Origin of the sequence: Desulfosalsimonas propionicica (assembly GCF_013761005.1) — a bacterium.
In the GTDB taxonomy this organism is placed as follows: domain Bacteria; phylum Desulfobacterota; class Desulfobacteria; order Desulfobacterales; family Desulfosalsimonadaceae; genus Desulfosalsimonas; species Desulfosalsimonas propionicica.
In genome coordinates this window covers 240029-265493 of the sequence record NZ_JACDUS010000001.1, presented here as the reverse complement: position 1 = coordinate 265493, position 25465 = coordinate 240029, and the positions used below count along the sequence as shown (strand labels likewise).

The following is a 25465-nucleotide window of genomic DNA, read 5'->3' as shown; positions in this document are numbered from 1 at the left end:
CGTTACAAAACCAATCACATGAGGAAAAGAGGGTATGCGAAAGCCGGAAATGGATCATATCCTGACCACCATGCTCGATTCGCACCAGAGCGTGTCCGACCTGAATTTTACCGTTGGAAAACCCCTGCAGGTGGAATCCTACGGCGAGCTGGTACCCGTTGACATGAAGCCGCCGCTGCGGCAGCTCACCCCTTTTCAAACCGAGATGGTGGCCTTAAACCTCATCGGCAACAACCGGAGACTCACCGAAACCCTGATCCGGGAAGGCTCCTGCGACCTGTCCTATTCCCTGCCCGGCAAGGCGCGGTTTCGTGTCAATGTTTTTTCCCAGTCAGGTCACTACTCGGTGGTGCTGCGCCAGTTGGAAACGCGGGTGCCAACCATCCAGGAAATTGCCCTGCCCAGGTCCTTTTATGATATAGCGCAGGAGCGAAATGGCATTGTGTTTGTTACCGGTGCCACCGGTACCGGTAAAACCACATCCCTTGCGGCCATGCTCGAGGACATCAACAAGAACAAATCCGTCCACGTCATTACCCTGGAGGACCCGATTGAATTTGTTCATTCCCACAAAAAAGCCACTTTTAATCAGCGGGAACTCGGCCGGGATTTTGACTCCTTTGCCCATGGCCTGCGCGCTGCCCTGCGCCAGGCACCCAAGGTCATCCTGGTTGGCGAAATGCGCGACCGGGAAACCGTGGAAATCGGTCTGACAGCGGCGGAAACCGGCCATCTGGTGCTGACCACCTTGCACACCGTGGATGCCGGCCAGACCATAAACCGCATCCTGGGCATGTTCAGCACTGAAGAGGAAAATCAGGTGCGGATCCGGCTGGCCGACACCATGCGCTGGATCGTATGCCAGCGCCTGCTGCCCAAGGCGGGCGGGGGCCGGGTCGCCGCCTTTGAGATTCTGCGCACAAGCCTTCGGGTCAAGGATTCGATTCTAAACGGGGAAACCGAGGGCAAGACTTTCTATGAGATCATGGAAGCCGGAAACGCCTTTGGTATGACCACTTTTGACAACAATATCGTCAATCTTTTTGAAAAGGGGCTGATCACGGAAAATACGGCCCTTTCCTACGCTTCCCGCCGGTCTGTGGTGGGCCGGGGCATTGACCAGGTCAAAAGCGCAAGGGGCGAGGCCACCACCGACATTGAAAATCTCGAAATCGACATGGGATATAACCGGAAATAACCGTGCGCCCGGGCAAAAGCCAGCCGGGCTTGTCCGGCTGCGCACAAGGCATTGACCGCAACTGCGGCAAGGACGGCAAAGATGGAGATTACCTGCACTCACTGCCAGAAAAAAATTCAGATACCGGATGAAAAGGTCCCGGAAAACAAGCCTTTTTCTTTGCGCTGTCCGGGCTGTAAAAACAGATTTTCAGTGGACCCGGCCGCATCTGCCGATCCTGCCGCGGATGCCGGGTTTGAGGATGCCGAGACAGGCGGGGCAGACGAAGCGGATGAATTTGCCGTTTCCGGCGACGACTATGATGCCAGTGAAAAGCCCTTTGATTTTCTTGAGGAAGAGGGCCGCACAGCCATGCTTCTGGAAAACGACGCAGGCATTGTTTCGCAGGCGCAAAAGGTTCTGGAAGTCATGGATTATCATGTAACCGTGCCCGAAGACGTCCGTGATGCCCTGCGCAAAATGAAATACCATCAGTTTGACCTGATTCTGCTCAACGAAATCTTTGACAGCAGCAGTCCGGATGCCAACGGGGTGCTGATCTATCTCCAGCGCATGACCATGGACACCCGGCGCCAGATCTTTGTGGCCCTTCTCACGGAACGATACGATACAATGGACCGTATGGCGGCTTTTTTAAAAAGCGTCAATGTGGTCATTCATGTAAAGGATATCTCACAGCTCGATCGCATCCTGGCCCGGGCCATTAATGAAAATGAACTGTTCTATGCTGTTTTTAAGGAAAGCGCGAAAAAACTGGGGCAATACTGATTGATGGCGCCATCTGAAAACTTACTTTTTACGAAACCATCACTGATCGCTGGAAAAACAGATTGTTTATGTCACAAAAAGACGATAGCACAACCGCATACACCTGCAATGAATACCGTATGGAAATGATTCTGCTGGCACTGGAAAAGCAGATGGCCCGCCCGGATTTGACCCCTTCGGAGAAAGAATCGATTCAGAATGAAATCCAGCGGGTGAAAAAAGAAATGGATATGATCTGAGCCGGAGCCTGCCGGGCCCTGCTATAGCTGCTTGCTGATCAGCCGCAGGCCTTCCAGGGTCAGATCAGGTTCCACGGCTTCAATGGTTGCCGAAAGTTTGCCGAGCAGGGTGGCCAGGCCGCCTGTTGCAATCACCCGCGGACGCGGCGCCATCTCCTTTCGGATTCGCTTGACCATCCCGTCCACCAGTTCTGCATAACCGTATAACAATCCGGATTTCATGCTTTCAGCCGTTTCTTTTCCGATTACTGAAGCCGGCGGATCAAACAGTTCCACCCTGGGCAGCTTGGAAGCTCTCTGAAACAATGCCTCTGCGGAAATGCCGATTCCCGGAGAAATGGCGCCGCCCAGGTATTCCCCTTTTTCGGAAACGCAGTCAAAGGTGGTGGCGGTGCCGAAATCAATGATCACCAGGCTGGTGCGGTATTTTTCATACGCGGCCACGGCGTTGACCAGGCGGTCCGCGCCCACTTCCCGGGGATTTCGGTAACAGATGGGCATGTTCACAACCCCGGGACCGATCCAGTGCGGAGGGTGTTGAAGATACTTGCGGCAGTAGGCGTCTAAGGCCTGGATCATGGGCGGCACAACGCAGGAGATCACAGTTTTGTCAATATCGGTCAGTTGCAGCCCGTTTTGTGCAAAAAACCAGTCCATGTGCATGTGCAGCTCATCTTCAGTGCGTTTTGAGTCCGTGTGAAGACGCCACTGGGCGGCAATCTTGTCATCCCTGAAAATTCCCGCCACCGTGTGCGTGTTGCCCACGTCAAGTACCAGCAGCATGTTTGTTTTCCGATGTATTGGAGGTTTGCGGCAGAATCTGCACTGTAAAGACCTGGGGCTCCACCCGGAGCAAATCGGTTTTTCCCGGCAGCCGAATCTCCACGGGCAGCACATGGAGTCCCGGGCCCATGCCTTTTACGTTCATCCGGACGTCAATGTCTTTGGCTGAAAATTCGTTTGCAAAAAAAAGCCGGTTTCCGGAAAGTGTTATGGTGACCGTAGCCGGCCGGACAATGCTGGGATGCGTATTGTTCACCAATTCAACCGGAACATCTCTTATGGTTTTTTCAACCTTTTGTTTTTTAATCACCACCCGGACCCGGATCTGTGCGTTGTCTTCGCTGCCGGTTATTTCAATGTCTTCGGGCAGGTCCAGGGGCACTTTCTTTTCAATGGTTTCTGTGGCACCCGTGATGTCCAGGGTATGGGTCTGCAAGGCAACGATTTCGCGAATCCGGCTTTCAGGGCCCGTGACCGCGAGATGCTCGGGAAAGACCCTGGCTTCCGCAACTTCATAGCCAAAAGCCGGGCTCCCAGAATAGCGGGCCGCCACGGCAATGGTGGCAGTGATGGCTTCTTCAGGGGCAGAGGAAAAAGCGTTCTGGCTGAAAACAGGCATACAGGCGACCAGAATGACAAACTTCAGGATCGCGCGCCGAACTTGCCGTCCCGGCTGTAGATGCCGGTATGCCTTCATTGGTTTTCTTCTCCGGACGGGCAAACAACGGAACGGCAAATTGCATCGGCTATCCGCACCGCTGCCCGGGCCCGGGAAACATTGTGAACCCGAACAATGCCCGCGCCGTTAAAGATGCCAATAGCCACCGCCGCCTGGGTTGCGTTTTCAATATCCGGATCATCAGGGGCGGGTTCGGGCCCCTTTGTCTGTCCGAGGATTTTGCGGATAAACGCCTTTCTGGAAACGCCCAGCAGCAGAGGCGGACCAATGTCGTCAAACCGGTTGAGCTGGTGGAGGATCTGCAGGTTGTGGGCAACGGTTTTGCCAAAGCCCACGCCCGGATCAATGACAATCCGGTTGGCTTTCACGCCTGCCGCTTCTGCACGGCCAACCGCATCCATCAGAAAATCGCGGATTTCTCCGATGAGATGGTCATACACAGGATTTTTCTGCATGGATTTGGGCGTGCCTTTCATGTGCATGAGCACAAGTCCGGCACCCGTGTCAGCGGCCACTTTTGCCATGTCCGGGTCAAAGCGCATGGCGCTGATATCGTTGATGATTTCCGCGCCTGCGGCCACAGCCCGGCGGGCGACTTCCGCCTTGGTGGTGTCAATGGATACGGGCACGTCAATATTGCCGGCAAGGGCCCTTATCACGGGAAGAACCCGGTCGAGTTCCTCTTCAGCGGAAACCGGTTCGGAAAAGGGCCGGGAGGACTCCCCCCCGATATCGATAATATCGGCACCCTGTTGAATCATTTCACGGGCCCGCTCCAGGGCGTCTTCATAACGCAGAAATTTTCCCCCGTCTGAAAAGGAATCCGGGGTGACGTTTAAGATGCCCATGATGGCGGTTTTTTTGTCAAGATGCAGCCGGCGGCCACAAAAACAAAGTTCACGCCGGCTCATCGGTTTTCTCCTCCTCCTGCTGCTCCTTGCGGATTTCGGCTTCTGCCTCAGAGGCGCTTTTTTCGCTGGGATCAGACGGCAGCCGGATTCCCGGGCGCATTTCACGTATAAGTTCGTCGAGTTCCCTGCCCATGACGGTTTCCTTGTCAAGCAGCTGCTCTGCCAGGCGGTTTAAAATATCAACGTTGTCGGTGAGCAATTGTTTGGCCCGGCCATAGCCTTCCGTGACCAGCCCGGAGACTTCGGCGTCGATTTTTTTGGCTGTATCCTCGGAGTAATCGCGGTGCTGGGCAATTTCGCGTCCCAGAAAGATGTGGTCATCGCTCTGGCCGTAGGTCAGCGGACCGAGAACCTCGCTCATGCCCCAGGAGCGAACCATTTTCTGCGCCAGTTCAGTGGCTTTTTTGATATCATTGGCGCCGCCGGTACTGATACGGGAAAAAATCAGCTCCTCTGCCGCCCGTCCGCCCATGGCCACGGCCAGTTCGCTCATGAGTTGGTCCTTGAACATGAAATCGCGTTCCTCCGGCAGAAACCAGGTAAGACCGGCCGCTCTTCCACGCGGAATAATGGTGATCTTGTTGATGGAGTCGGTTTCCGGAGACAGGCGGGCTACCAGGGCGTGGCCGCCTTCATGATAAGCCGTTGTCCGCTTGTCTTCCTCCTTCATGACCTTGGATTTGCGCTCCAGGCCCATGAAAATTTTGTCCTTGGCCTCCTCGAAATCGATCATGGCCACTTTTTCCTTATCCTTCTTGGCTGCGATCAGGGCTGCCTCGTTGACCATGTTCTCAAGGTCTGCTCCGGAAAATCCCGGGGTTCCCTTGGCCAGGATTACGGGATCCACGTCCGCATCAGACGGGGTCCGCTTCAGGTGCACATTAATGATCTCGGTTCTGCCCTTGATATCGGGCATTGGCACCACAACCTGGCGGTCAAATCGCCCGGGTCTGAGCAGGGCGGGATCGAGCACATCAGGCCGGTTTGTTGAGGCAATCAGGATGACGCCTTCATTGGACTCAAATCCGTCCATTTCCACCAAAAGCTGGTTTAATGTCTGTTCACGCTCATCGTGGCCGCCGCCCAGGCCGGCACCGCGCTGGCGGCCCACGGCATCGATTTCATCAATGAAAATCAGGCAGGGGGCGTTTTTTTTGCCCTGGACAAACAGATCCCGCACCCGGGATGCGCCCACGCCCACAAACATTTCCACAAAATCCGAGCCGCTGATGCTGAAAAACGGAACTCCGGCCTCACCGGCAATGGCCCGGGCCAGAAGTGTCTTGCCCGTCCCCGGTGCGCCTACCATCAGGACGCCCTTGGGTATCCGGCCGCCAAGGCGGGTGTATTTTTTCGGATTTTTCAAAAATTCAACCAGTTCAGCCACTTCCTCCTTGGCCTCGTCAACGCCTGCCACGTCATCAAAAGTGATCTTGGCTATCTGGTCCGAGAGCATTCGGGCCCCGCTTTTGCCAAAGGAGAGGGCTTTTCCGCCGCCGCCCTGCATCTGGCGCATGAAAAAAATCCACACCGCGATCAGCAGGATCATAGGAAACCAGGAAACCAGCACCGAGACAAACCACGGGGTTTCCTGCTCGGGCTTGGCCTTGATGGAAACGCCCTGTTCCCGTAAAATGGGAATCAGTTCATTGTCCTGGGGCGCATAAACCAGGGAGGTGTCTCCGGTTTCATCGGTTACCGAAAGCTTGTCGCCCTGGATGGTAACACTGTCAACCCGGCCGCTGTCGACCATGGTGAGAAACTGGGAATAGCCGATTTCATTTTCCGTCTGCTGCTGTGTGCTGAAAATATTGTAGAGCATGATCATCATCAGCACGATGACGATCCACAGCGCCAAATTCTTGTTAAACGCGTTCAACTTAAAAATCCTTTCGGAAATCCGTTAGGTGTTGAAGGGTTGCCGGCTCGCCGGAAAGTTCAATTTTGAGAATGTTTGTGGTCTGTTCAGTGACCTTCACGCTTTGGTCAATACGCAGCCCCCCTACCCAGACAATGCCTTCGGGGCTTTGGACAATGGGAATGCGGCGGCGCTCATGACGGTTTATCTTGTTGTTTATAAAAAAATCCTTAATCTTCATACGGCCCTGCATACCCAGGGGAACAAACCGGTCCCCGGGACGCGCATTGCGGATGGTCAGGGGAAAACCCAACTTGTCGAGATCCATCCGGGCCGTTTTGCCGTTGTCTTTTAACGCCCTGGTATCGCCGTCATTTGTAGTGCATTCAAAGCGGATTTGTGCACCGGTTTCGGCAATCCGGATACAGGTGCCGGCACCGCGGAGTTGCCCGGCGTCCAGCCGATAGGCAAAATCCTCAGTCTCATATTGTCTGCCGGACAATGAAACGGATCTCAAGGATTTTTTTTCCCGGGTCAGCACAAGCCGCTTGTCATTGCGGAAGACCCGGATCCGGCCGGGCAGATGAAACTGCCGGTTACGGGTGCTGCCCTTGGCCGGTGATGAAAGAATCTGCTCCACATGTCTCCAGCTGATGCGCCGCAGGCTGCCCTTGATTTGCCTGAGGGCCATGCGCACAAGTCTTCGCCCGGCTGCCCGGGGTTGGCCTGCAAGCGTTTCTGCACACAGCACCACATACCCGGGGCCCTGTTCCAATAGCGCCTGCTCAAACACCGGGGTGACAATTCCGTTTATCCAGGCGTTTTCCGCTTGCATCACGTTTGCGAGCCGCCAGAGCGTTTCGCTGATTTGCGGATTGTAACTCTGAAGTTCCGGAAGCAGTCGGTTGCGGATACGATTGCGGGTAAACCGGTTGTCCTTGTTGGAGTCATCTTCCCGCCAGTCAATATGTTTTTCCTGCAGAAACGTTTCAATTTCATTGCGGGGCACCCGGATCAGCGGGCGGATGATCCGGCCGCGCACCGGAGAGATTCCGGTAAGCCCCTCCGGCCCGCTTCCGCGAAGCAGGTTGAGCATAACCTGTTCGGCTGTATCGTCTTTTTGATGGCCTAAGGCAATTTTGTCATATCCGCAAGTCTTTGCGATATCAAAAAAGAAGGCGTAACGCGCTTTGCGCCCGGCTTCTTCAAGGCTGATTTTTTCCCGCCGGCAGCGGCCCCGTACATCAGACTGCACCATATAATAAGGCAGATCCATGCTTCTGGCAAGGGCAGCGGTAAAATCGGCGTCCAGATCCGCGTCTTTTTCCCGCAGGCCGTGGTGCAAATGGGCAATGCCCAGGCGCCAGCCATGCTGACCGGCAAGGACGAACAGGGCATAAAGCAGCGCCGTGGAATCCGCCCCTCCGGAAAAGCCGATGAGCACGGATTGGCCCGGGGCAATCATTGAATAAAAATCAATCGTGTCTTTGACCTGCCGCACCAGCGCATCCGAGGCAGACACGGAGGGACGGCCGGGTTTTAACTTGTTCATGGTCAACCGATGCTCTAGTTCAGTGCGTTTCAATGACATTTGCCTAAAATATAATAACCCTGCTGAAAACACAAATAAATCCGACAAACATATCCACGATGGTGAAATTCTTTCTTGAAAACCGGGCTCACAGTCCTTATAGTGGTTGTTCCGGCTGGGATAGGCGGGGTGATAGCGGTGCCCTGTACCCGAAAACCGCTTTATGCGGGGCTGAATTCCCTCCCGAGCATATTGACCGGATGCCGTAAATCATTCAAGTCGGCCGCCGCGCAACAGACGGTTACGAACCTCGTCAGGTCCGGAAGGAAGCAGCGATAAGTAATGCCGGTCTGTGTCGCGGAACGTTCCCGGCTTTGCAATGATTTGCCCTTTCCGTTCCCATGCAGAGGAGGGTTCCCGGCCGGGATTTTCTCCCTGTTTTTCTCTTTCCTTCCGGTTTCCGGCCAATCTGTTCAAAAAAACATGCCTTGACAATCCACGAGCGTGACTTATTTTTCTGTCAAACTTCAGGCAGCCAAAGATTGCGGAAGCATTTGAGATTATTGAATGCAGCCTGAGACCGGAAAAACAACAACCAGGAAGCGTTTATAAAATACCACTGTATCGCACACGTACAAGGGGCGAAACATGTCTTTGACGCAAAAGCGGTCAATGCCCCGATATTCGGAGACAAACTCATGAGCAGGAAAAAAACGGAACAAGCCCGAAACAGTGAAGTCCGGGATGAGGATTTGCCCGACAGCGAGCCGGAAGATGAAACCGGGGAGGCGCAAGAGGCCCCCACGGAGGTGGATCAGTTGAAAAAGGAAGTGGCCGAGGCCCGTGCAGAAGCAGCAGAAACCTATGACCGGCTCCTGCGTTTGTCGGCTGAGTTTGAAAATTACAAAAAACGGATGCAGCGACAGGCTGAAGATCACAGGAAGTACGCCAATGAAAGCATTATCAAGGACCTGCTTTCCGTGGTGGACAACCTGGAACGCGCAGTCAACGCATCCCGGCAAAGCGACAGCCAGGCCGACGCCTGCATGTTAGAGGGTCTGGAAATGACCCTTAATGAAATCCGCAAGGTTTTGAAAAAATATCATGTGGAGCCGGTGGAGGCGGTGGGTCAGCCCTTTGACCCGACATATCATGAAGCTGTCATGCAGCAGCCCTCGGAGGACTATCCGGACAACACTGTCATTCAGGAAATGCAGAAGGGATACATGCTCCATGACCGGCTGATCCGGCCGGCCATGGTTGTGGTGGCCAAGGCACCGGCCTGACCGGGGCGGCTGGTGATCAAAAGCGTGTGTGAAAAAGGCGGGCGCACCTGGTAATCCATAAAATCTGAAATTAAAAATAAATACGCTAAGGAGGCATAAAAATGGGCAAGGTAATCGGAATTGACCTGGGAACAACCAATTCATGCGTGGCCATCCGGGAGCAGAATGAAACAAAGGTGATCACCAACCCTGAAGGCGGGCGCACAACACCTTCGGTGGTTGCGGTCAATGAAAGCGGTGAACGGCTGGTGGGTCAGATCGCAAAGCGTCAGGCCATCACAAACCCGGAAAATACGATTTTTGGTGTAAAGCGGCTGGTGGGGCGCAAGTTTGATTCAGACGCGGTCCAGAGAGATCTCAAGAATATGCCCTACACAATTGAAAAGGCCAGCAACGGCGATGTTCGGATTAAAATCCAGGACAACAGGTTCAGCCCTGCTGAGGTATCGTCCTATATTTTAGGCCACATCAAGCGCTATGCGGAGGATTATCTCGGTGAACCGGTTACGGATGCCGTGATAACGGTGCCGGCCTATTTTGATGACAGCCAGCGGCAGTCAACCAAGGATGCTGGAAAAATTGCGGGCTTAAACGTCCAGCGCATCATCAACGAACCCACTGCCGCATCCCTGGCTTACGGGCTGGATAAAAAATCCGATGAGAAGATCGTGGTTTTTGACCTGGGCGGCGGCACGTTTGACGTTTCCATCCTGGAGATCGGAGACGGCGTCTTTGAAGTTAAGGCAACCAATGGGGATACCCATCTGGGGGGCGACGATTTTGACCTGCGCCTGATTGATTATCTGGCAGATGAATTCCGCAAGGAAAGCGGCATTGATATTCGAAGCGACAAAATGGCCCTGCAGCGGTTAAAGGAAGCTGCGGAAAAAGCCAAAATGGAGCTTTCCACATCCATGCAGACCGATGTGAATCTGCCCTTTATCACTGCGGATGCAAACGGGCCCAAGCACATGAACGTCAAGCTGACCCGGGCCAAGCTTGAAGCCCTGGTGGAAGACCTGCTTGACAGACTGGAAGGTCCCTGCAAAACCGCCTTGAAAGACGCGGGAATATCGGCCAACGACATCAATGAGGTGATTCTGGTCGGCGGCATGACCCGTATGCCCGCAGTACAGGAGCGGGTCAAGAATATCTTCGGAAAGGAGCCCAACAAGGGCGTCAATCCCGACGAGGTGGTGGCCATCGGCGCGGCCATCCAGGGCGCGGTGCTTTCCGGGGATGTCAAAGACGTGCTGCTGCTCGATGTGACCCCGCTTTCGCTGGGTATTGAAACCCTGGGCGGCGTGATGACCAAGTTAATCGAGAAAAACACCACGATTCCGACGCGAAAGAGCCAGGTGTTTTCCACTGCCGAGGACAACCAGAGCGCGGTTACCATTCACGTACTCCAGGGCGAGCGGGAAATGGCCTCGGGCAACAAGACCCTGGGCCGGTTTGAGCTCACCGACATTCCAACGGCGCCCAGAGGCGTGCCCCAGATCGAGGTGACCTTTGATATTGATGCAAACGGCATTGTGCATGTGTCTGCCAAGGACAAGGCCACCGGCAAGGAGCAGTCCATCAGGATTACAGCCTCTTCCGGACTGACCCAGGAGGAAATCGATCAGTTGGTAAAGGATGCCGAAAGCCATGCCGAGGAGGACAAGAGGCGGCGTGAACTGGTCGAAGCCCGCAACAACGCCGACGCCCTGATTTATTCCACTGAAAAGTCGCTCAGGGAACTCGGCGACAAGGTGGATGCGGAAACCCGTCAGCGGGTTGAAGAGATCTCGGGCCGGCTGCGCAAGGCCATGGAAGGCGAAGACAAGGACGAGATCAACAAGATCGCAGAAGAGCTGCAGCAGGCCTCTCATAAACTGGCTGAAAGCATGTATCAGCAGGCTTCCCAGGCAGGCGGCGGCGAGCAGGCTGGCGGTGCCGGTGCCGAAGCCGGCCAGGGCCAGCAGCAGGGTGCAGCAGATGAAGACGTGGTAGACGCTGACTATGAAGAGGTCAATGAGGACAAGAAATAACGTGACGGGTTTTTAAAAAATAAAAATCCGCGCGATAATCATAATCACCCGGTCTTTGCCCGCTGCGGCAGGGACCGGGTTTTTTTGTGCCCGTTGCCGGAGGCGCCCGCCATATGCAGCGGACCATGAATCAGGTTGACTTTTGCGTTGTTTCTGCTAATAACACGGCTTGCAATATTCAAAAAAATACCGTCGCCGCAGGTCTTTTTTATACCATTTACGGATTGTTATCATACACATAAGAAAAATTTATGCAGCTCACCGAGATACTGGCCAGAAATGCCCGTCTGTACGGCGATGAAATCGCGTTGATCGAGCGGGAGCCTGAAAAAAAACGTCGTGTTGAAATGACCTGGAAGCAATTTTACCACCAGGCCAACGCCTTTTCCCGTGTGCTGCGGGACCGGTTCGGTATTGAAAAAGGTGATCGGGTGATTCATCTGATGATGAATTGTATCGATTGGCTGCCGGTCTATTTCGGCATCCTGAGGGCCGGCGCAGTTGCCGTTCCCCTTAATTTCCGGTTCGAGGCCGCAAATATTGCCGGATGCACGGCATTGAGCGGGGCAAAGGCAATGGTGCTGGGCCCGGAATTCATCGACCGGATTCGTGCAGTGAAATCAGAGCTGGACCGGCATGTCTCCCACTATATTTATGCCGGCCCCCCGGAGCTGTGCCCGGAGTTTGCAGTACCCTACAATGAGATCCTACGGGGGGTGGATGTTTCCGAACCCATGGTTTCCATATCTTCCTGCGACGGAGCGGGCATTTATTTCACTTCCGGCACCACGGGTGATCCCAAGGGGGTTTATCTGCTTCACCGGCAGCTGGAGTTTTCCTGCTACGTGGAAAACCGGCATCACAACCAGACCCACAGAGACAATTTCCTATGTATTCCGCCCCTGTACCATACAGGCGCCAAAATGCACTGGTTTGGCAATTTTATCGTGGGGGCCCGGGCCGTGATTTTAAAGGGCGTCAGTCCACGGGCCGTCCTGGAGGCGGTGTCTGAAGAGCATATCACCATTGTCTGGCTGCTTGTTCCCTGGGCCCATGATATCCTTGTGGCCCTTGAAAACGGGGATTTGCAGCTATCTGATTACAAACTGGACCAATGGCGCCTGATGCATATCGGCGCCCAGCCGGTGCCCCCGAGCCTGATTGAAAAATGGCAGCGGTTTTTCCCGGCCCAGGACTATGATACCAACTACGGCCTCACTGAGGCCACGGGCCCGGGATGCGTGCACCTGGGCCTGGAGAAAACCCACAAGGTCGGGGCCATCGGCCGGGCCGGTTTTGATTGGGAATGCCGGGTGGTCGATGACCAGGAAAACCCGTTGGAATACGGGCATGCCGGGGAATTGCTTGTCAAGGGCCCGGGCGTGATGGAGCGGTATTATGGCAACGCCGAAGCCACGCAAAATACATTGAAAGACGGATGGCTGCACACCGGAGATATTGTTCGTCAGGATGCCGAAGGGTTTTTCTGGCTTGTGGACCGGAAAAAGGACGTGATCATCACGGGCGGGGAAAATATTTTTCCGGTGGAGATAGAAAATTTTCTCATGGGCCATGAAGCGGTTTTGGATGCAGGTGTTATCGGGGTGCCCGATCATCGGCTCGGGGAGGTGGCAGCCGCCGTGATTTCCGTAAAGCCGGGCAGACAGGTCTCCGAAGAGGAGATCAGGGACTTCTGTGCTGCCATGCCTCGCTACAAGCGGCCCCGCCAAATCTTTTTTGATAAGGTGCCCCGAAATCCCACCGGAAAGATTGAAAAACCCCGGCTTCGGAAAAAATATGCCAAATCCTTGATGGAACTGTAAAAGTCCAATATCTGCGTTACGCGTAATTTTTCATAATTTCACGTACGGATAAGTATGCTGCATTCTTCAAAATTGCGCAAGCCTTGATCTTGAACTTTTTACGGCCCCATCTCAAATCAGACTTTTACGAGCGTATCAACCCTTATAACGCTTCGGACTTCCCGGTCTTTTCTGTATCCTCACGGATCAGGGTCCGGGCAATCTGCAGGTCGTAGGCCCGGCCGGGATCAAAACTGTCTTTGGAAAACATGGAAGCCGCCTGGCAGACAGCCTCGTAATCCACCCACTCGTGCTGGTCCCACAACGAGGGGTCATCTGCGTGCCACATCCGGAACTGAACGCTGTGTCCGTTTTGGCGGACATACATGCGAACCCGCTTGTTTTGGGGAAACGGATAGTAGTAAAGACCGTTGTCATCTTTCATTGCACCAAAATCCTTTTATACGTCCAGGCGTGCGGCCCCGGTGTCCAGGGTGGCAAAATAGTCGGCCATGGTTTCTGCCCGGCGGATGCGCTCCACTGAGCCGTCGCTTTTGAGCAGCAGCTCCTGGGGCCGGAGCTGGGCATTGTAGTTAAATCCCATGGAATGGCCGTGGGCGCCGGTGTCGTGGATGATGATCAGGTCATCCATGTCGATTTTGGGCAATGGGCGCTGGATTGCGAACTTATCGATGTTTTCGCAAAGAGAGCCCACCACGTCCACCACTTCAACCGCATGGGTGTCTTTGGATTTGCCCAGCACATCAATGTGATGATAGGCTCCGTACATGCCAGGCCGCATGAGCGCGGACATGCAGGAATCCACCCCGATGTATTTGCGGTAGATGTCCTTGCGGTTAATGGCCCGGGTGACCAGCACCCCGTGGGGTCCGGTCATGTATCGCCCGCTTTCCATATACAGGGCCGGCGCCCGGCCCTTTCGGTTCTTGTATTGTTGGTAGACCCCGATGATCTGATCGGCCATGGCCGTCAGGTCCAGGGGCGGATCATCAGGGTGATAGGGGATGCCCAGGCCGCCGCCCATGTTGATGAATTCAAACTCGATATCCAGGGCCGCAGACAGATCGTCGACCATTTCCAGCAGCATTTGAACGGTTTCCACCATGTATGCGTGATTGCGCTCATTGGAAACCAGCATGGTATGCAGGCCGAAACGCCTTGTTCCTTTGTCGCGCATGATTCTGTAGGCATCCTCGATCTGGTCCGTGCTCACCCCGTACTTGGCCTCCACGGGATTGCCGATGATTTCGTTTCCCGTGCGACCGGGGCCGGGGTTGTAGCGAAAGCTGATCAATTCCGGGACATCGGCAAGTTTGTCGATCAGGGTGATGTCATCAAGGTTTAAGATGCTGCCGCCGTGGTCCGCAGCGGCCTGAAAATCGCTGTATGTGGTGTTGTTGGAGGTAAACATGATCAACCCGCCCCGGGCGCCAGTCTGCCGGCTTAACACCAGTTCCGGAACCGAGCTGCAGTCAAAACCAAAGCCCATATCCGCCATGATCGCCAGAATGCTCGGATTGGGAAGCGCCTTGACTGCGAAAAACTCCTGAAACGTCGCCGGCAGAGGTGAGAACCGGGTTTTTAATTCCTGGGCGGTTTGTCGGATGCCGGTCTCATCGTAGATATGAAACGGGGTGCCGAAATGCCGGGCGATTTGCGGCAGCCCCGGAAAAAGGCGATTTTGAAATTCCTGTGACATGGGCATGGTTTCGTCTCCTGTTGCTGTCAGACTTGACGGCTTCGTAAAAGTCCAATATCTGCGTTACGCGCAATTTCTCAGAACTTCACGTACGGATAACTACGCTGCATTCTTCGAAATTGCGCAAGCCTTGATCTTGAACTTTTTACAAAGCCGTCTAAAAGCGACTTTTACGAGTCCATCAGACTTTGCGTATGAAAAAATCGGTTTGATGAAACGACTGCCACCATACAGGTCTTTGGGGGGTTTTTCAAGAGCCGGTAACCGTATCCCGGGAATCTGCTTTTCAGGTATGAGTCAGGTGTTTTCAGTCAAAGATACATTATATTGTGCTTTTCTGAGACATGTCTCTCCATATGGTGTGGCATACGTAAAAATCAAATAATTTGCTTGACATAACAACAATTTAAATGGAATGTAGACACAATCTGTTATTCGAAAAAAGTCTATTTTTAATTCAAATCACGTGAACAGATATAGGTGAAAGGCTTGAACAAAAATCGGTTCCCCGGTTATTTCATCCACAAATCGCCTAACCTGCCGGCTGTTTCAGCACAGCGTTGTTTTCACCCGAGTTCTTTATTTTCTCCATTTGTTTATTCCAAAAGAGGTTTTTTGTTTTCGGCCGTTGCCGGAGCAGCGGATTTTTCGGCGGATGCCGGATGTCAGGCATTCCTGAACCCAAGTCAACTACAGACGAGACGCATATGATTTTAGGGAAGAAAAATCAACTTGTGGGATTGGATATCGGTTCCCGCTCCGTTAAGGTTGCCGAGGCCGTGGAGTCCAAAAAGGGGTGGCTGCTGAAAAAATTCGGTGCCATTGAGGTGGCGCCCGGAGCCATTGAGGACGGAATGATCAAGGATCCCGAGACCGTTGCCGAGGTCATACGGGAGCTTTTTCAGTTATACAACATCGGGCAGAACAATGTGGCCATTTCCATTGGCGGCTATTCGGTGATTGTGAAAAACATTACGATTCAGAACATGCCGGAAGACCAGTTGTATGAATCTTTGAATTTCGAAGCCGAGCAGTATATCCCCTTTGACATTAATGATGTCAATCTTGATTTCCAGGTTCTTGGCGAAAACGAAAACAATCCCAACCAGATCAATGTACTGCTGGTGGCGGCAAAAAAAGAGATGATCAATGACTATGTCAATCTCATGGAGATGGCCGGTTTAAACCTTTGTATCATCGACATTGATGCCTTTTGCCTGCAGAACATCTATAACCTCAATTATCCCCAGAGCACTGAAAGTACTGCCCTGATCGACATCGGGGCCAGCAAGACATCTTTGAATATTTTAAAGGAAAACAACTCGGTTTTCTTGCGCGATGTGTCCTTGGGCTGCAACCAGATCAATCAGAAAATTGCCTCCCTGGCCGGCTGTTCCCTGGCCGATGCCGAGGCATTGAAGCTGTCGGAAAATCCGGACCGGATTTCGTCATCAGATCTCCAGGAAATCATTTCGTCGGTGGTGTCCGACTGGTGCAACGAGATCCGCCGGGCCCTGGATTTCTTTTATTCCACCAACCCGGAGGACCAGATTCGTCAGATTATGCTAAGCGGAGGCGGGGCCAACATCAAGCAATTTCGGGATCTGCTGGCGGTTCAGGCTTCAGCTGACGTCCAGGCCATTAATCCATTTGAGCATTTTGAGATCAAAAGCGATCAGCTTGATGCCGGTTACCTGAAACAGATTGCACCCCAGGCCGCCATTTCCATGGGGCTTGCCATCAGAAGAGTGGATGACAAATGATACGAATCAATCTATTACCGTTTCGTGCAGCCCGGACCAAGGAAAATATCCGCCGCCAGGTTTCGGTTTTCCTGCTTTCCGTGGTCCTTTTGCTGTTGGTTTTATTTGCCGTCAACATGTTCATGGGCAACCGGGTGGATGCCCTGGAAACCAGGCTGGCCAATCTCAATGAAGACATTGATCATTATTCCCGGCAAGCCCGCAAGGTGGATGTGCTGAAAAAGGAACTGGCGGAGCTGGAGCAGAAAATTTTAATTATCGAACAGCTCAAAAGTCACCGGACGAAACCGCCCCGGCTGTTGGCCGATCTTACTGAACGGGTGATTCCGGATCGCATGCAGATCCAGAAAATGAATTATAACGGATCTGAGCTGATGTTAAACGGAATCGCCATGGACAATGAAACCATAGCCGTTTTCATGAGCCGCCTGGAGCGATCCGATAAAATCAGGGATGTGACACTGGAAAACGCAAAGCAGACAACCCAGTACGACGTGGAAATGAAGAGCTTTGGAATAAAATGCAAGATGGCCGATGCCAGTGCCGTTGCCAATGAAAAGGCGAAAAAATGAAGAAAAAATCCATACCCCGGGAAGGCATGGAGCCGTTATTTCGGAAAATCAGCGAGCTTACCAGAATGCAGCGCATAGCAACCTGTGTGGGCGTTGTGGTTGTGCTGGTGGGACTATGCGGTTATTTTCTGTTTCTGCCAAAATATCAGCGCATAAATGATCTCAGGGAAGACATCAAAAGCGCCGAACAGGAACTGGAGATAACCAAAGCCAAGGCCGCCCGGTATCCGGCCGTAAAAAAGGAGCATGAAGCGGCCCAGGCTTCATTTGAACTCGCAGCCCGGGCGCTTCCGGACAAGGAGGAGATTCCTTCCCTGCTGACCGGAATTTCCCAGGCGGGAAAGGCTTCCGGATTGAAATTTCTGCTTTTCGCCCCCCAAAAAGAAAATGTCAAAGACTTTTACGCTGAAATTCCCGTCAAGATGGAATTGTCAGGGGGGTATCATGATCTGGGCGCCTTTTATGACAGGCTTGCCCGGATATCGCGGATTGTCAATGTCAGTGATTTTTCGGTGAGCAGTGATTCGGGCGGACCGTTGCGGATATCCTGTACGGCGGTGACTTACAAATTTATCGATCAGCCGGCAGAAAAGGATGCAAACCAGAAAAAGAAGAAAAGATAACATGATGTCAAAGCCGAACATATGGATCGCAGCGATGATGTTTTTCCTGGTGCCCGGATTGATGGCACTGGGCGGAAAACCGGAAACGCCGGACGAGGATGTATCCCGGAGCCGGTCAGTGAAAATCGAGCGTCAGGAAAAGGCAAAAGACAAGGGTTCTGAAAAAGCCCTATCTGATGCCGGTGAGGCTGAAGCTGAAAAACCGGTTTCATCGCTGCCCGAAGAGGTTGAAGCCGGCGCTGACAGTGACAGCGAAGATGCTGCCGCAGATACAGACGGCACCGGGGCGCAAGCCGGTGAAGAAGAGCTCGGGGATCTGATGATAGACGAGCAGGAAGGGCTCTTTCGCAACGAGGAAAGGCTCTATACCCGTAAAGGCCGGGTGGACCCCTTTGAACCGTTTATGCGGGGATCATCCGGGCAGGATTCCGGAGAAGAAGACGATGGTGCTGAACTCCAGCGCCGAAGGCCCCAGACACCGCTGGAAAGAATTGCTTTGAGCCAGTTAAAGCTTACGGCCATTCTCAGGCTGGCATCGGACAATGATGCCATTGCCATGGTGGAGGATCCCTCAGGCAAGGGTTATGTGGTGAAAAAAGGTACCTGGATCGGCGATCAGGGCGGTCGGGTTGCAGAGATCCGGTCTGATCGAATCATTGTCCAGGAGCAGTATAAAGATGTTTTCGGTAAAATCGCCGAGCGCGAGATTGAAAAGAAACTTCAGCAATAACCCGGAGAAAAAACATGGATAGTTGTCGCACAAAGTCAAGGATCATCCGGCGGGTTTCTCTGATGATGGGCCTTTTATTATTGCTTGCCGGCTGTGCAACCGGGCCGTCGCCTCAGCAGGACCCGGAGGCGGAGCAGCCGTCAGGCATGACCACCATCGAACAGTTAGCAACGGTGAGCCGGCCGGAATCAGCTGAAATTCAGATTCAGACCTCCGGGGAGGTCGATTACACTTCTGTCAAGCAGTTGGAGCCCCTGGGTGTTATTTTTTATTTCCCCCAGGCGCAGCTCGGAGACCTTGACAGGCAATATCAGCCTGAAGACAAAGCCATAGATGCGGTTTTGCTTTCAAGTTCCGAAGACCGCAGAAACGTGCGGGTTGAGGTGCAGCTGACCCGGGATATGAATTATACGGTGGACAAGCAGGTTGCGGGTTTAACCATTCAGTTTGATAAAAAGGATCTACCCGACAACCCGGCCGGATCCGAAGCTGCTTCTCAGATTTCGGATCAGACCCGGGATCAGGACCAGCAGCCAAGGCTCCCGGAGACCGGCTATGACAAGAGGTCTGTGCCTGAGCGCAAAACGAATTCAGACAGCTCAAAGAAAACCGCAGAAGTTTATAAGGATATTGCCACGGTAAAAGACATTCATTTTGCCAGCGGTGAATCCGGGGCTTCTGTTATTACCATACGCACGTCCCGGCCAGTCAATTATGATTTGGTCCGGGCGCGGGATCAACTTCTGAAGCTGCGCCTGACCCGTTCGGCCCTTCCCGATCATGTGGACCGGCGCCCGCTTATCACCACCCGGTTTGACAGCGCCGTTGATCGTGTTATCCCTTATGCGGTGCCGGACAAAAAGGACCTGGTGGAGATGCTTATTGAACTCCGGGAAGCTGTTCCCTACCGGGTGGCGCAGGAAGGCCGCGAGTTGATGATTCACTTTGAAGCCTCCTCGGTGGGGCCAAGGCCTTATCCCGTGGCGGATCTGCCTGAATGGCAGCAGGTGCTTGAAGAGGTCCTTACGGAAGAAGCCATTGCCGGGGCCGGGCTGTCATCCGCTGCCGAAGCTGCCAGAAAGGCCGAAAAACAAGTTGATTGGCTGTTTGAAAAGGATGAATACACGGGTGAAAAAATCGCTCTGGATTTTTATGAAACCGATATCAAAAATGTATTCCGGATTCTTCAGCAGGTCAGCGGGAAAAATTACGCCATAGACCCGGATGTGCAGGGCAAGGTCACCATCAATATGGAAAAACCAGTGCCCTGGGATCAGGTCCTGGATCTGATATTAAAGCAAAACCGGCTCGGCAAGGTGGAGCGGGATGAAATTATCCGGATTGCCACCCTGGAGACCCTTCGCCAGGAGGAGGAAGCCCGGCGGCAAAGAATTGAGGCGTATAAAAACCGCATTGAGCAGGAAAAAGCCATGGAGCCGCTGGTCACGGAATATATTCCAGTCAGTTACGCCAGCGCCCAGGGCGAAGTGCTGCCCCATATTGAGGATGTTTTGTCGGACCGGGGCAAGGCCAATGTGGACAACCGCAACAATCAGTTGATTATCACCGACACCATGGAGCGCATTGACAAGGCCCAGGAGGTGATTTCAAAAATCGACAAAGTCACGCCCCAGGTGGAAATCGAAGCCCGGATCGTGGAGATCAACGAGGATTTCCTAAAAGACGTGGGCACTACATTCAGTGCGACCAAGGCATCAGCTGATGCCGGATTTGGCGGCAGTTATTTACACAATATAGCCATGAATCATCCCAGCACAAGCACCACCTCGGGAATCGGATTCAGCCTTTCGCGGCTCTCGGGCCTGACCCTGGATGCCCAGTTAAATGCCCTGGAAGAAGAAAACAACGTAAAAATCGTCTCCGCACCCAAGATCGTGACCCTGGACAACAAAAAGGCCACCATCAAACAGGGCTTTGAAATTCCCTATCAGACAGTGGAGGACGACGAGGTCAAAATTGAATTCAAGGAAGTGGACCTGCGCCTGGATGTTACCCCCCATGTGACGCCGGACCAACGTGTTTCCCTCCAGATCTTTGTGACCAAAAACGAAATTGCCGAGCTCACGCAGGAGGCGCCGGCGCTTTCCACCAACGAGGCGGTCACCGAGCTGCTGGTGGAAGACGGGGATACCATCGTGATCGGCGGCATCAAAAAAGACACCACAACCAAAAGAAAAACCGGTTTTCCCATCCTTAAAGACATTCCCATCCTGGGCTGGATGTTTAAGCGCGATGTCCAGCAAAGTGAGAAAAGCGAGCTGCTTATTTTCATGACCCCCAGGATTGTGCAGCTTGAGCAGCGCAAAATGACGGCAACGGCTTCAGATGATAATTAACATGGAGAAACAGACATCGCATGGATGTTTGTCCAGGCAGCTGTGCCATGTCGGGCGGCCACGGGTGCTGTGAAATACAGGCATTGAAAAACCGGGTTATATGATTATTGTTGTAATTGATGGCTCTGGTCCATCAAAGAAGATTTGAAAAATTAAAAAAGGGGACAGGGCAAAGCCGTGTCCCCTTTTCCCGGTTCAACAATCCACGAGCTATGGATATCATTGATGAAAACATTTCTTTTTATCGCCATTTTTATCGGTGTCTGGGTGGCGCTGCAGGTCTGGATCCTGCCCAAAATGGGCGTTTCCACATGAATGCGCGATGCCTGCCAGGTGGCGGGCGCAGACAAGGAGGCCGGGGAGCAGACATCAGCAGAAGATGCGGAGCAAAAACGGCTTCAATCCAAACAACCATGATCATGAGCGCATAAGGGAGCAAAACACATGGCACGCGGCGTCAACAAAGTCATTCTCGTCGGCAACCTGGGACGTGACCCTGAAATTCGGTATACCCAGGACGGCCAGGCAGTGGTGAATTTTACCCTGGCCACTTCCATGGAATGGCGGGACAAGGCCACTGGGGAAAAACGGGACAAAACAGAATGGCACAGAATCGTGGCTTTCCGGAAACTGGCGGAAATCTGCGGTGAATATTTGTCCAAGGGCAAGCAGGTTTATATTGAAGGCCGCCTTCAGACACGCTCATGGGAGCAGGACGGGGTCACCAAGTACATTACGGAGGTGGTGGCCAGTGATATGCAGATGCTGGGTTCCAAAGGCGATAGTGGCGGCGGAGGAGGATACAATTCCGGGCCTGCTTATGATGACCAGCCGGCATCGCCACGAGGCGGAGGCGCCGGAGACGCGGAGGATGATATTCCGTTTTGACAACAGCGATTTTTTTGTCATAAAAGCCGGTCCGCAGGCGGGTTTGGGAAAAATCGCCTGCAGGCCGGCTTTTTGATTTGAAACAGGGGCAAAAACAGTTTTTTTATTTTTTTTCGTTGTTGTTGTCCTGCCGGGGCTCTTCAATTTGTTCTTGTTCGGCCGGAGTCTCGTCGCCGGAAACCGATTTTTTGAAATTGCGGATTCCTTTTCCGATGCCCGAGCCGATTTCCGGGAGTTTGCCTGCTCCGAACACAATCATAATGATCACCAGAACAACAATGAGTTCCGGCATGCCGATGCCAAACATGGAAGATGGCCTCCTTTTTGCGGTTTCCGCAGGGACTTTGTCCGCGGTGGATGAATTGATTTTTGATAATAGGCAATCCCGCCTGTCCTGTCAATTGCTTAATGCGTTCTCAACAATGGGTTTAACGGGTTTGTTTTGATTTCCGGTAAGCAATAGCCCTTGTCAATGATTTTGAAATGCGGTATACAAATAAATTTTAAATATTAACCAAAGGGTAGGAATCTGCAATGAAAAACGATTTTCGCCCCGCGGGCTTTCCGGCCTGGATCGGAAGCCTGCCCATGGATGATCATGAAAAAGCAGCGGAGCTGATGTTTGAATACACTCCGGATATTCCGCTGTGGGTGCAATTGCCCAAATTTGCCGCCGAAGGCATGGTGGCCCAGTTTTCCAAGGGAATGCCGGGCCTGACGCGCCAGAATGACAAGATTTTCGTGGATTCGGCGGATGAGCGTTTCGATGACGCCCTTCTGGGTTTCTACGAGGCCTACATGGAAGTGACCGAAGGCGGCGGCGACATCGCGGAATCACGTTTCGCCATCCACGAAGATGATGCCCCCGGGTTTTACGTGTTCATGCGGGAACTCGACCGCGGCCGGTGTTCGCCCGCAGCTGTAAAGGGCCAGGTAACCGGACCCTTTACATTCGGCACCGGCCTGGTGGACAAAGAAGGGCGGGCCGCCTTTTACAACGAGCACATCCGGGATGCAGCGGTCAAGCTTATTGCCATGAAAGCCCGGTGGCAGGTCAACCAGCTGAAAAAATACGGACTGCCGGTGATCCTGTTTCTCGATGAACCCGCCCTTGCCGGCTTTGGGTCCTCTGCATTTATCAGCGTGTCGCGCGCGGAAATCGATGCCTGCTTTTCCGAGGTCATTGAAGCCGTGCATGCCGAAGGCGGTCTTGCCGGGGTGCATGTGTGCGCCAATGCCGAGTGGCCCGTGATTCTGGAATCGGATGCGGATATCGTCAGTTTTGATGCGTACTCTTATTTTGACAAATTTATTTTGTATGCCGACGCCATCCGGTCGTTTTTAAATGAAGGCCGGATTCTTGCCTGGGGAATTGTGCCCACCGGGGATACCGAAGCCATTGCGTCCGAAACCCCGGAGTCTCTCTATTCCCTGTGGCAAGACCAGGCCGAACGCATTGAAGCACTGGGTTTTGAAAGGGATCAGGTGATCGCGCAATCTCTGATTACGCCGAGCTGCGGCACCGGTTCGCTTTCCCTGGAGAATGCCATGCGGGTCATTGACATGAACCGGCAGGTCTCAGAGAAAATACGCGGCAGCCGTTAACCTCTGGCTGTGAAAATCAAGATAAGGCAGGATTGAGTAATTATGACGAAACAATTACAGGAAAAAGATCAGTTCAGCGGTGCAAAACGTTACGTCCTGGACCCGGAGTTGGCCAGAATTGTTAATATTTCCAGGTCCCTGGAAATGCCCCTGCTGTTAAAGGGCGAGCCCGGAACAGGAAAGACCATGCTGGCCTATGCCATTGCTGAAAGTCTGCACATGCCGCTGATCGTGTTAAATGTCAAATCCAATATGAAGCTCATAGACGGTCTTTACCAGTATGATACCCTCACCCGGCTCAATGACAGCCGTTTTGGCGACTCTACCCGGGATGTGAGCCGGATCGAGGATTACATCAAGATGGGCAAGATCGGCCAGGCGTTTACAGCCGAAGAACGCACTGTCTTGCTGATTGATGAAATTGACAAGGCCGATACGGACTTCCAGGATGACATGCTTGATGTGCTCGATCAAATGGAATTTGACATTATTGAAATTGACAAAACCATCCGGGCCCGGCACAGGCCGGTGATTATCATCACCTCCAACGCCAAGAAGGATCTTTCCGACCCATTTCTGGGCCGGTGCAATTTTCATCATATTGCCTTTCCGGATCCTAAGATGATGCGCAAAATCATTCATGTGCATTTTCCGGAGATTGATTCAGACCTGATGGATCATGCCATCAACACCTTCTATCAACTCCGGGAAATCGACATGGTGGAAAAAAAGCCCGCAACCCGGGAGTTGATCAACTGGATCCGGGCCCTTTCAGCGGACCCGGACTTCAAGCCCAAGCAGTTGGCCAAGGGAGAGCTGCCCTACCTGGGGGTGTTGTTTAAAAAGAGCCAGGATTATCAGTATGCAGCCAATCAGGTGCAGCGCAAAAAACGGTTCTAGAGGCGGGATGCCATGTTTGTGGAGTTTTTTTATAAGCTCAAGGATGCGGGCGTGCCGGTCACGCCCACGGCCTTTTTGACCCTGCACAAGGCCCTGGCAAACGGGCTGATTTTTTCCCTTTCGGATTTTTACACCGCCTCCCGGGCGATTCTGGTCAAAAGTGAGCGGTATTTTGACCTGTTTGACCAGATTTTTGCCCATTATTTCGAGGGTGCGGAATTGCCGGACATGGAGGGCTTTGAGCTTGACGAGATCGCAAAGGCCATGCTGGACCAGTGGCTGACCGACCCGCAGTCCGTGGCCGATGCCCTGGGGATCAATGCCGCGGATCTGCAGAATCTGTCACCTGACGAGCTGATTGAATATTTCAAGGAACGCTTAAAAGAACAGACCGAGCGGCATGAAGGCGGAAACCGATGGATCGGCACCGGCGGGACCTCCCCGGTGGGTCATTCCGGATATCATCCGGGCGGTTTGCGCGTGGGCGGCGAATCCCGCAACCAGTCGGCCATCAAGGTGGCCAATGAAAGACGGTACAAGGATTATTCCCGCATGGGGCCCCTGACCCAGTCATCCATGGGCGAGGCCTTAAAGCGGCTTCGCAATCTGGTGCCCGCCGGACCCAAAGACCAGCTCAATATAGACGAAAGCATTTATCAGACCATGAAAAACGCCGGCGATATCCAGATCGTATTTGACCGGCGCTTAAAAGACCGGCTCAAGGTGATCCTGGCCATTGATAACGGCGGCTACTCCATGGATCCATATGTGCACGTGGTCCGGACTCTGTTTAATTACGCCCGCTCCCAGTTCAAGGAGTTGAAAACCTATTTCTTCCACAACACCATTTATGACACGGTATGGGAGGATCCGGCCCGGTATCGCAAGCCCAAGCCGGTGGCCGAATTTGTGAGAAATGATCCGGACACGCGCCTGATTCTGGTGGGCGATGCCAGCATGGCCCCTTATGAATTGATGGCCAGGGACGGCTCCATTTACGTCCACGAGCGCAGCGGCAAGGCCAGCATTGAACAGTTGCGGTTTCTGGCCGAAACCTTCCCGCACAATGCCTGGTTAAATCCCGTGCCCGCCCGCATGTGGCCCTACACCCGGACCATCAACGCCATTGCCCAGATTTTTCCCATGTATGAACTAAGCATTGACGGGCTTGAACAGGCGGTAAACCAATTGATGGCCGCCTAAAACAGGAGGATTTTTC

The 25465-nt window shown here is 53.2% G+C and carries 23 protein-coding genes and 1 other RNA gene; 16 read left to right on the top strand and 8 right to left on the bottom strand.

The annotated features are described in order from the left end of the window. The first annotated feature begins 34 nt into the window (after positions 1-34). The 3 genes from HNR65_RS01170 to HNR65_RS01160 all read left to right on the top strand — a co-directional run bounded on the left by HNR65_RS01170 (position 35) and on the right by HNR65_RS01160 (position 2205). The gene (locus tag HNR65_RS01170) at positions 35-1198 is read left to right on the top strand and encodes a type IV pilus twitching motility protein PilT (protein ID WP_181549614.1); all 1164 of its coding nucleotides are present in this window, start codon (positions 35-37) and stop codon (positions 1196-1198) included. An 81-nt stretch (positions 1199-1279) separates the two neighbouring features. Further along, on the top strand, positions 1280-1966 hold the full coding sequence (locus HNR65_RS01165; protein ID WP_181549613.1) for a zinc-ribbon domain-containing protein: 687 nt from the start codon (positions 1280-1282) through the stop codon (positions 1964-1966). Positions 1967-2034: 68 nt separating this feature from the next. After that, complete coding sequence (locus HNR65_RS01160; RefSeq protein ID WP_181549612.1) at positions 2035-2205, top strand: hypothetical protein; 171 nt, start codon at positions 2035-2037, stop codon at positions 2203-2205. Positions 2206-2226: 21 nt separating this feature from the next. On the opposite strand, the gene HNR65_RS01155 is transcribed toward HNR65_RS01160, so the two are convergent. The 5 genes from HNR65_RS01155 to tilS are packed head-to-tail and all read right to left on the bottom strand — an operon-like array spanning position 2227 to position 7988. Further along, a complete protein-coding gene (locus tag HNR65_RS01155; RefSeq protein ID WP_181549611.1) occupies positions 2227-2988 on the bottom strand; it encodes a type III pantothenate kinase in 762 nt (253 codons plus the stop codon). Then, the gene (locus tag HNR65_RS01150) at positions 2972-3685 is read right to left on the bottom strand and encodes a CdaR family protein (protein ID WP_181549610.1); all 714 of its coding nucleotides are present in this window, start codon (positions 3683-3685) and stop codon (positions 2972-2974) included. The genes HNR65_RS01155 and HNR65_RS01150 overlap by 17 nt, the downstream gene beginning before the upstream one ends. Further along, a complete protein-coding gene (gene folP, locus HNR65_RS01145) occupies positions 3682-4578 on the bottom strand; it encodes a dihydropteroate synthase (protein ID WP_181549609.1) in 897 nt (298 codons plus the stop codon). The genes HNR65_RS01150 and folP overlap by 4 nt, the downstream gene beginning before the upstream one ends. Then, the gene (gene ftsH, locus HNR65_RS01140; RefSeq protein WP_181549608.1) at positions 4565-6457 is read right to left on the bottom strand and encodes an ATP-dependent zinc metalloprotease FtsH; all 1893 of its coding nucleotides are present in this window, start codon (positions 6455-6457) and stop codon (positions 4565-4567) included. The genes folP and ftsH overlap by 14 nt, the downstream gene beginning before the upstream one ends. Position 6458: 1 nt before the next feature. Continuing rightward, positions 6459-7988 (bottom strand): tRNA lysidine(34) synthetase TilS, encoded by a 1530-nt coding sequence (gene tilS / locus HNR65_RS01135; protein ID WP_181549607.1) that lies wholly within the window; start codon positions 7986-7988, stop codon positions 6459-6461. Positions 7989-8142: 154 nt separating this feature from the next. On the opposite strand from tilS, the gene ffs reads away from it, so the two are divergent. The 4 genes from ffs to HNR65_RS01115 all read left to right on the top strand — a co-directional run bounded on the left by ffs (position 8143) and on the right by HNR65_RS01115 (position 13109). Further along, positions 8143-8388, top strand: an RNA gene (ffs, locus tag HNR65_RS01130) — signal recognition particle sRNA large type. 277 nt (positions 8389-8665) lie between these two features. Next, positions 8666-9253 (top strand): nucleotide exchange factor GrpE, encoded by a 588-nt coding sequence (gene grpE, locus HNR65_RS01125; protein ID WP_181549606.1) that lies wholly within the window; start codon positions 8666-8668, stop codon positions 9251-9253. 101 nt (positions 9254-9354) lie between these two features. Next, entirely contained in the window at positions 9355-11286 is a 1932-nt protein-coding gene (dnaK, locus tag HNR65_RS01120) for a molecular chaperone DnaK (protein WP_181549605.1), read from the top strand. A gap of 251 nt (positions 11287-11537) precedes the next feature. Then, positions 11538-13109: a class I adenylate-forming enzyme family protein gene (locus HNR65_RS01115; RefSeq protein ID WP_181549604.1), complete on the top strand. Its 1572-nt coding sequence runs from the start codon at positions 11538-11540 to the stop codon at positions 13107-13109. Between the two features lie 142 nt (positions 13110-13251). Here HNR65_RS01115 and HNR65_RS01110 read toward each other — a convergent pair whose 3' ends face one another. Both HNR65_RS01110 and HNR65_RS01105 read right to left on the bottom strand, forming a co-directional pair. Further along, a complete protein-coding gene (locus HNR65_RS01110) occupies positions 13252-13533 on the bottom strand; it encodes a hypothetical protein (protein ID WP_181549603.1) in 282 nt (93 codons plus the stop codon). A 15-nt stretch (positions 13534-13548) separates the two neighbouring features. Then, positions 13549-14814 (bottom strand): diaminopimelate decarboxylase, encoded by a 1266-nt coding sequence (locus HNR65_RS01105; RefSeq protein ID WP_181549602.1) that lies wholly within the window; start codon positions 14812-14814, stop codon positions 13549-13551. Positions 14815-15515: 701 nt separating this feature from the next. Here HNR65_RS01105 and pilM point away from each other — a divergent pair. The 6 genes from pilM to ssb all read left to right on the top strand — a co-directional run bounded on the left by pilM (position 15516) and on the right by ssb (position 21741). Further along, positions 15516-16571, top strand: a complete 1056-nt coding sequence (gene pilM / locus HNR65_RS01100) for a type IV pilus assembly protein PilM (protein ID WP_181549601.1) — start codon at positions 15516-15518, stop codon at positions 16569-16571. Continuing rightward, the gene (locus HNR65_RS01095; protein WP_181549600.1) at positions 16568-17143 is read left to right on the top strand and encodes a PilN domain-containing protein; all 576 of its coding nucleotides are present in this window, start codon (positions 16568-16570) and stop codon (positions 17141-17143) included. The genes pilM and HNR65_RS01095 overlap by 4 nt, the downstream gene beginning before the upstream one ends. After that, positions 17140-17766, top strand: coding sequence for a type IV pilus inner membrane component PilO (locus tag HNR65_RS01090; protein WP_181549599.1), 627 nt, complete (start codon positions 17140-17142; stop codon positions 17764-17766). The genes HNR65_RS01095 and HNR65_RS01090 overlap by 4 nt, the downstream gene beginning before the upstream one ends. A gap of 1 nt (position 17767) precedes the next feature. Next, positions 17768-18496, top strand: a complete 729-nt coding sequence (locus HNR65_RS01085; RefSeq protein WP_181549598.1) for a pilus assembly protein PilP — start codon at positions 17768-17770, stop codon at positions 18494-18496. 14 nt (positions 18497-18510) lie between these two features. Beyond that, positions 18511-20853: a type IV pilus secretin PilQ gene (locus HNR65_RS01080; RefSeq protein ID WP_181549597.1), complete on the top strand. Its 2343-nt coding sequence runs from the start codon at positions 18511-18513 to the stop codon at positions 20851-20853. A 444-nt stretch (positions 20854-21297) separates the two neighbouring features. Next, complete coding sequence (ssb, locus tag HNR65_RS01075) at positions 21298-21741, top strand: single-stranded DNA-binding protein (protein ID WP_181549596.1); 444 nt, start codon at positions 21298-21300, stop codon at positions 21739-21741. Between the two features lie 103 nt (positions 21742-21844). On the opposite strand, the gene tatA is transcribed toward ssb, so the two are convergent. Further along, entirely contained in the window at positions 21845-22048 is a 204-nt protein-coding gene (gene tatA, locus HNR65_RS01070; RefSeq protein ID WP_181549595.1) for a twin-arginine translocase TatA/TatE family subunit, read from the bottom strand. Between the two features lie 227 nt (positions 22049-22275). On the opposite strand from tatA, the gene HNR65_RS01065 reads away from it, so the two are divergent. The 3 genes from HNR65_RS01065 to HNR65_RS01055 are packed head-to-tail and all read left to right on the top strand — an operon-like array spanning position 22276 to position 25449. Next, complete coding sequence (locus tag HNR65_RS01065) at positions 22276-23346, top strand: uroporphyrinogen decarboxylase/cobalamine-independent methonine synthase family protein (RefSeq protein ID WP_181549594.1); 1071 nt, start codon at positions 22276-22278, stop codon at positions 23344-23346. A gap of 42 nt (positions 23347-23388) precedes the next feature. Continuing rightward, positions 23389-24246, top strand: a complete 858-nt coding sequence (locus HNR65_RS01060) for an AAA family ATPase (protein WP_181549593.1) — start codon at positions 23389-23391, stop codon at positions 24244-24246. A gap of 12 nt (positions 24247-24258) precedes the next feature. Continuing rightward, positions 24259-25449 carry a vWA domain-containing protein gene (locus HNR65_RS01055; protein ID WP_181549592.1) on the top strand — a complete coding sequence of 397 codons (1191 nt, stop codon included), beginning with the start codon at positions 24259-24261 and terminating at the stop codon, positions 25447-25449. Positions 25450-25465 lie beyond the last annotated feature (16 nt).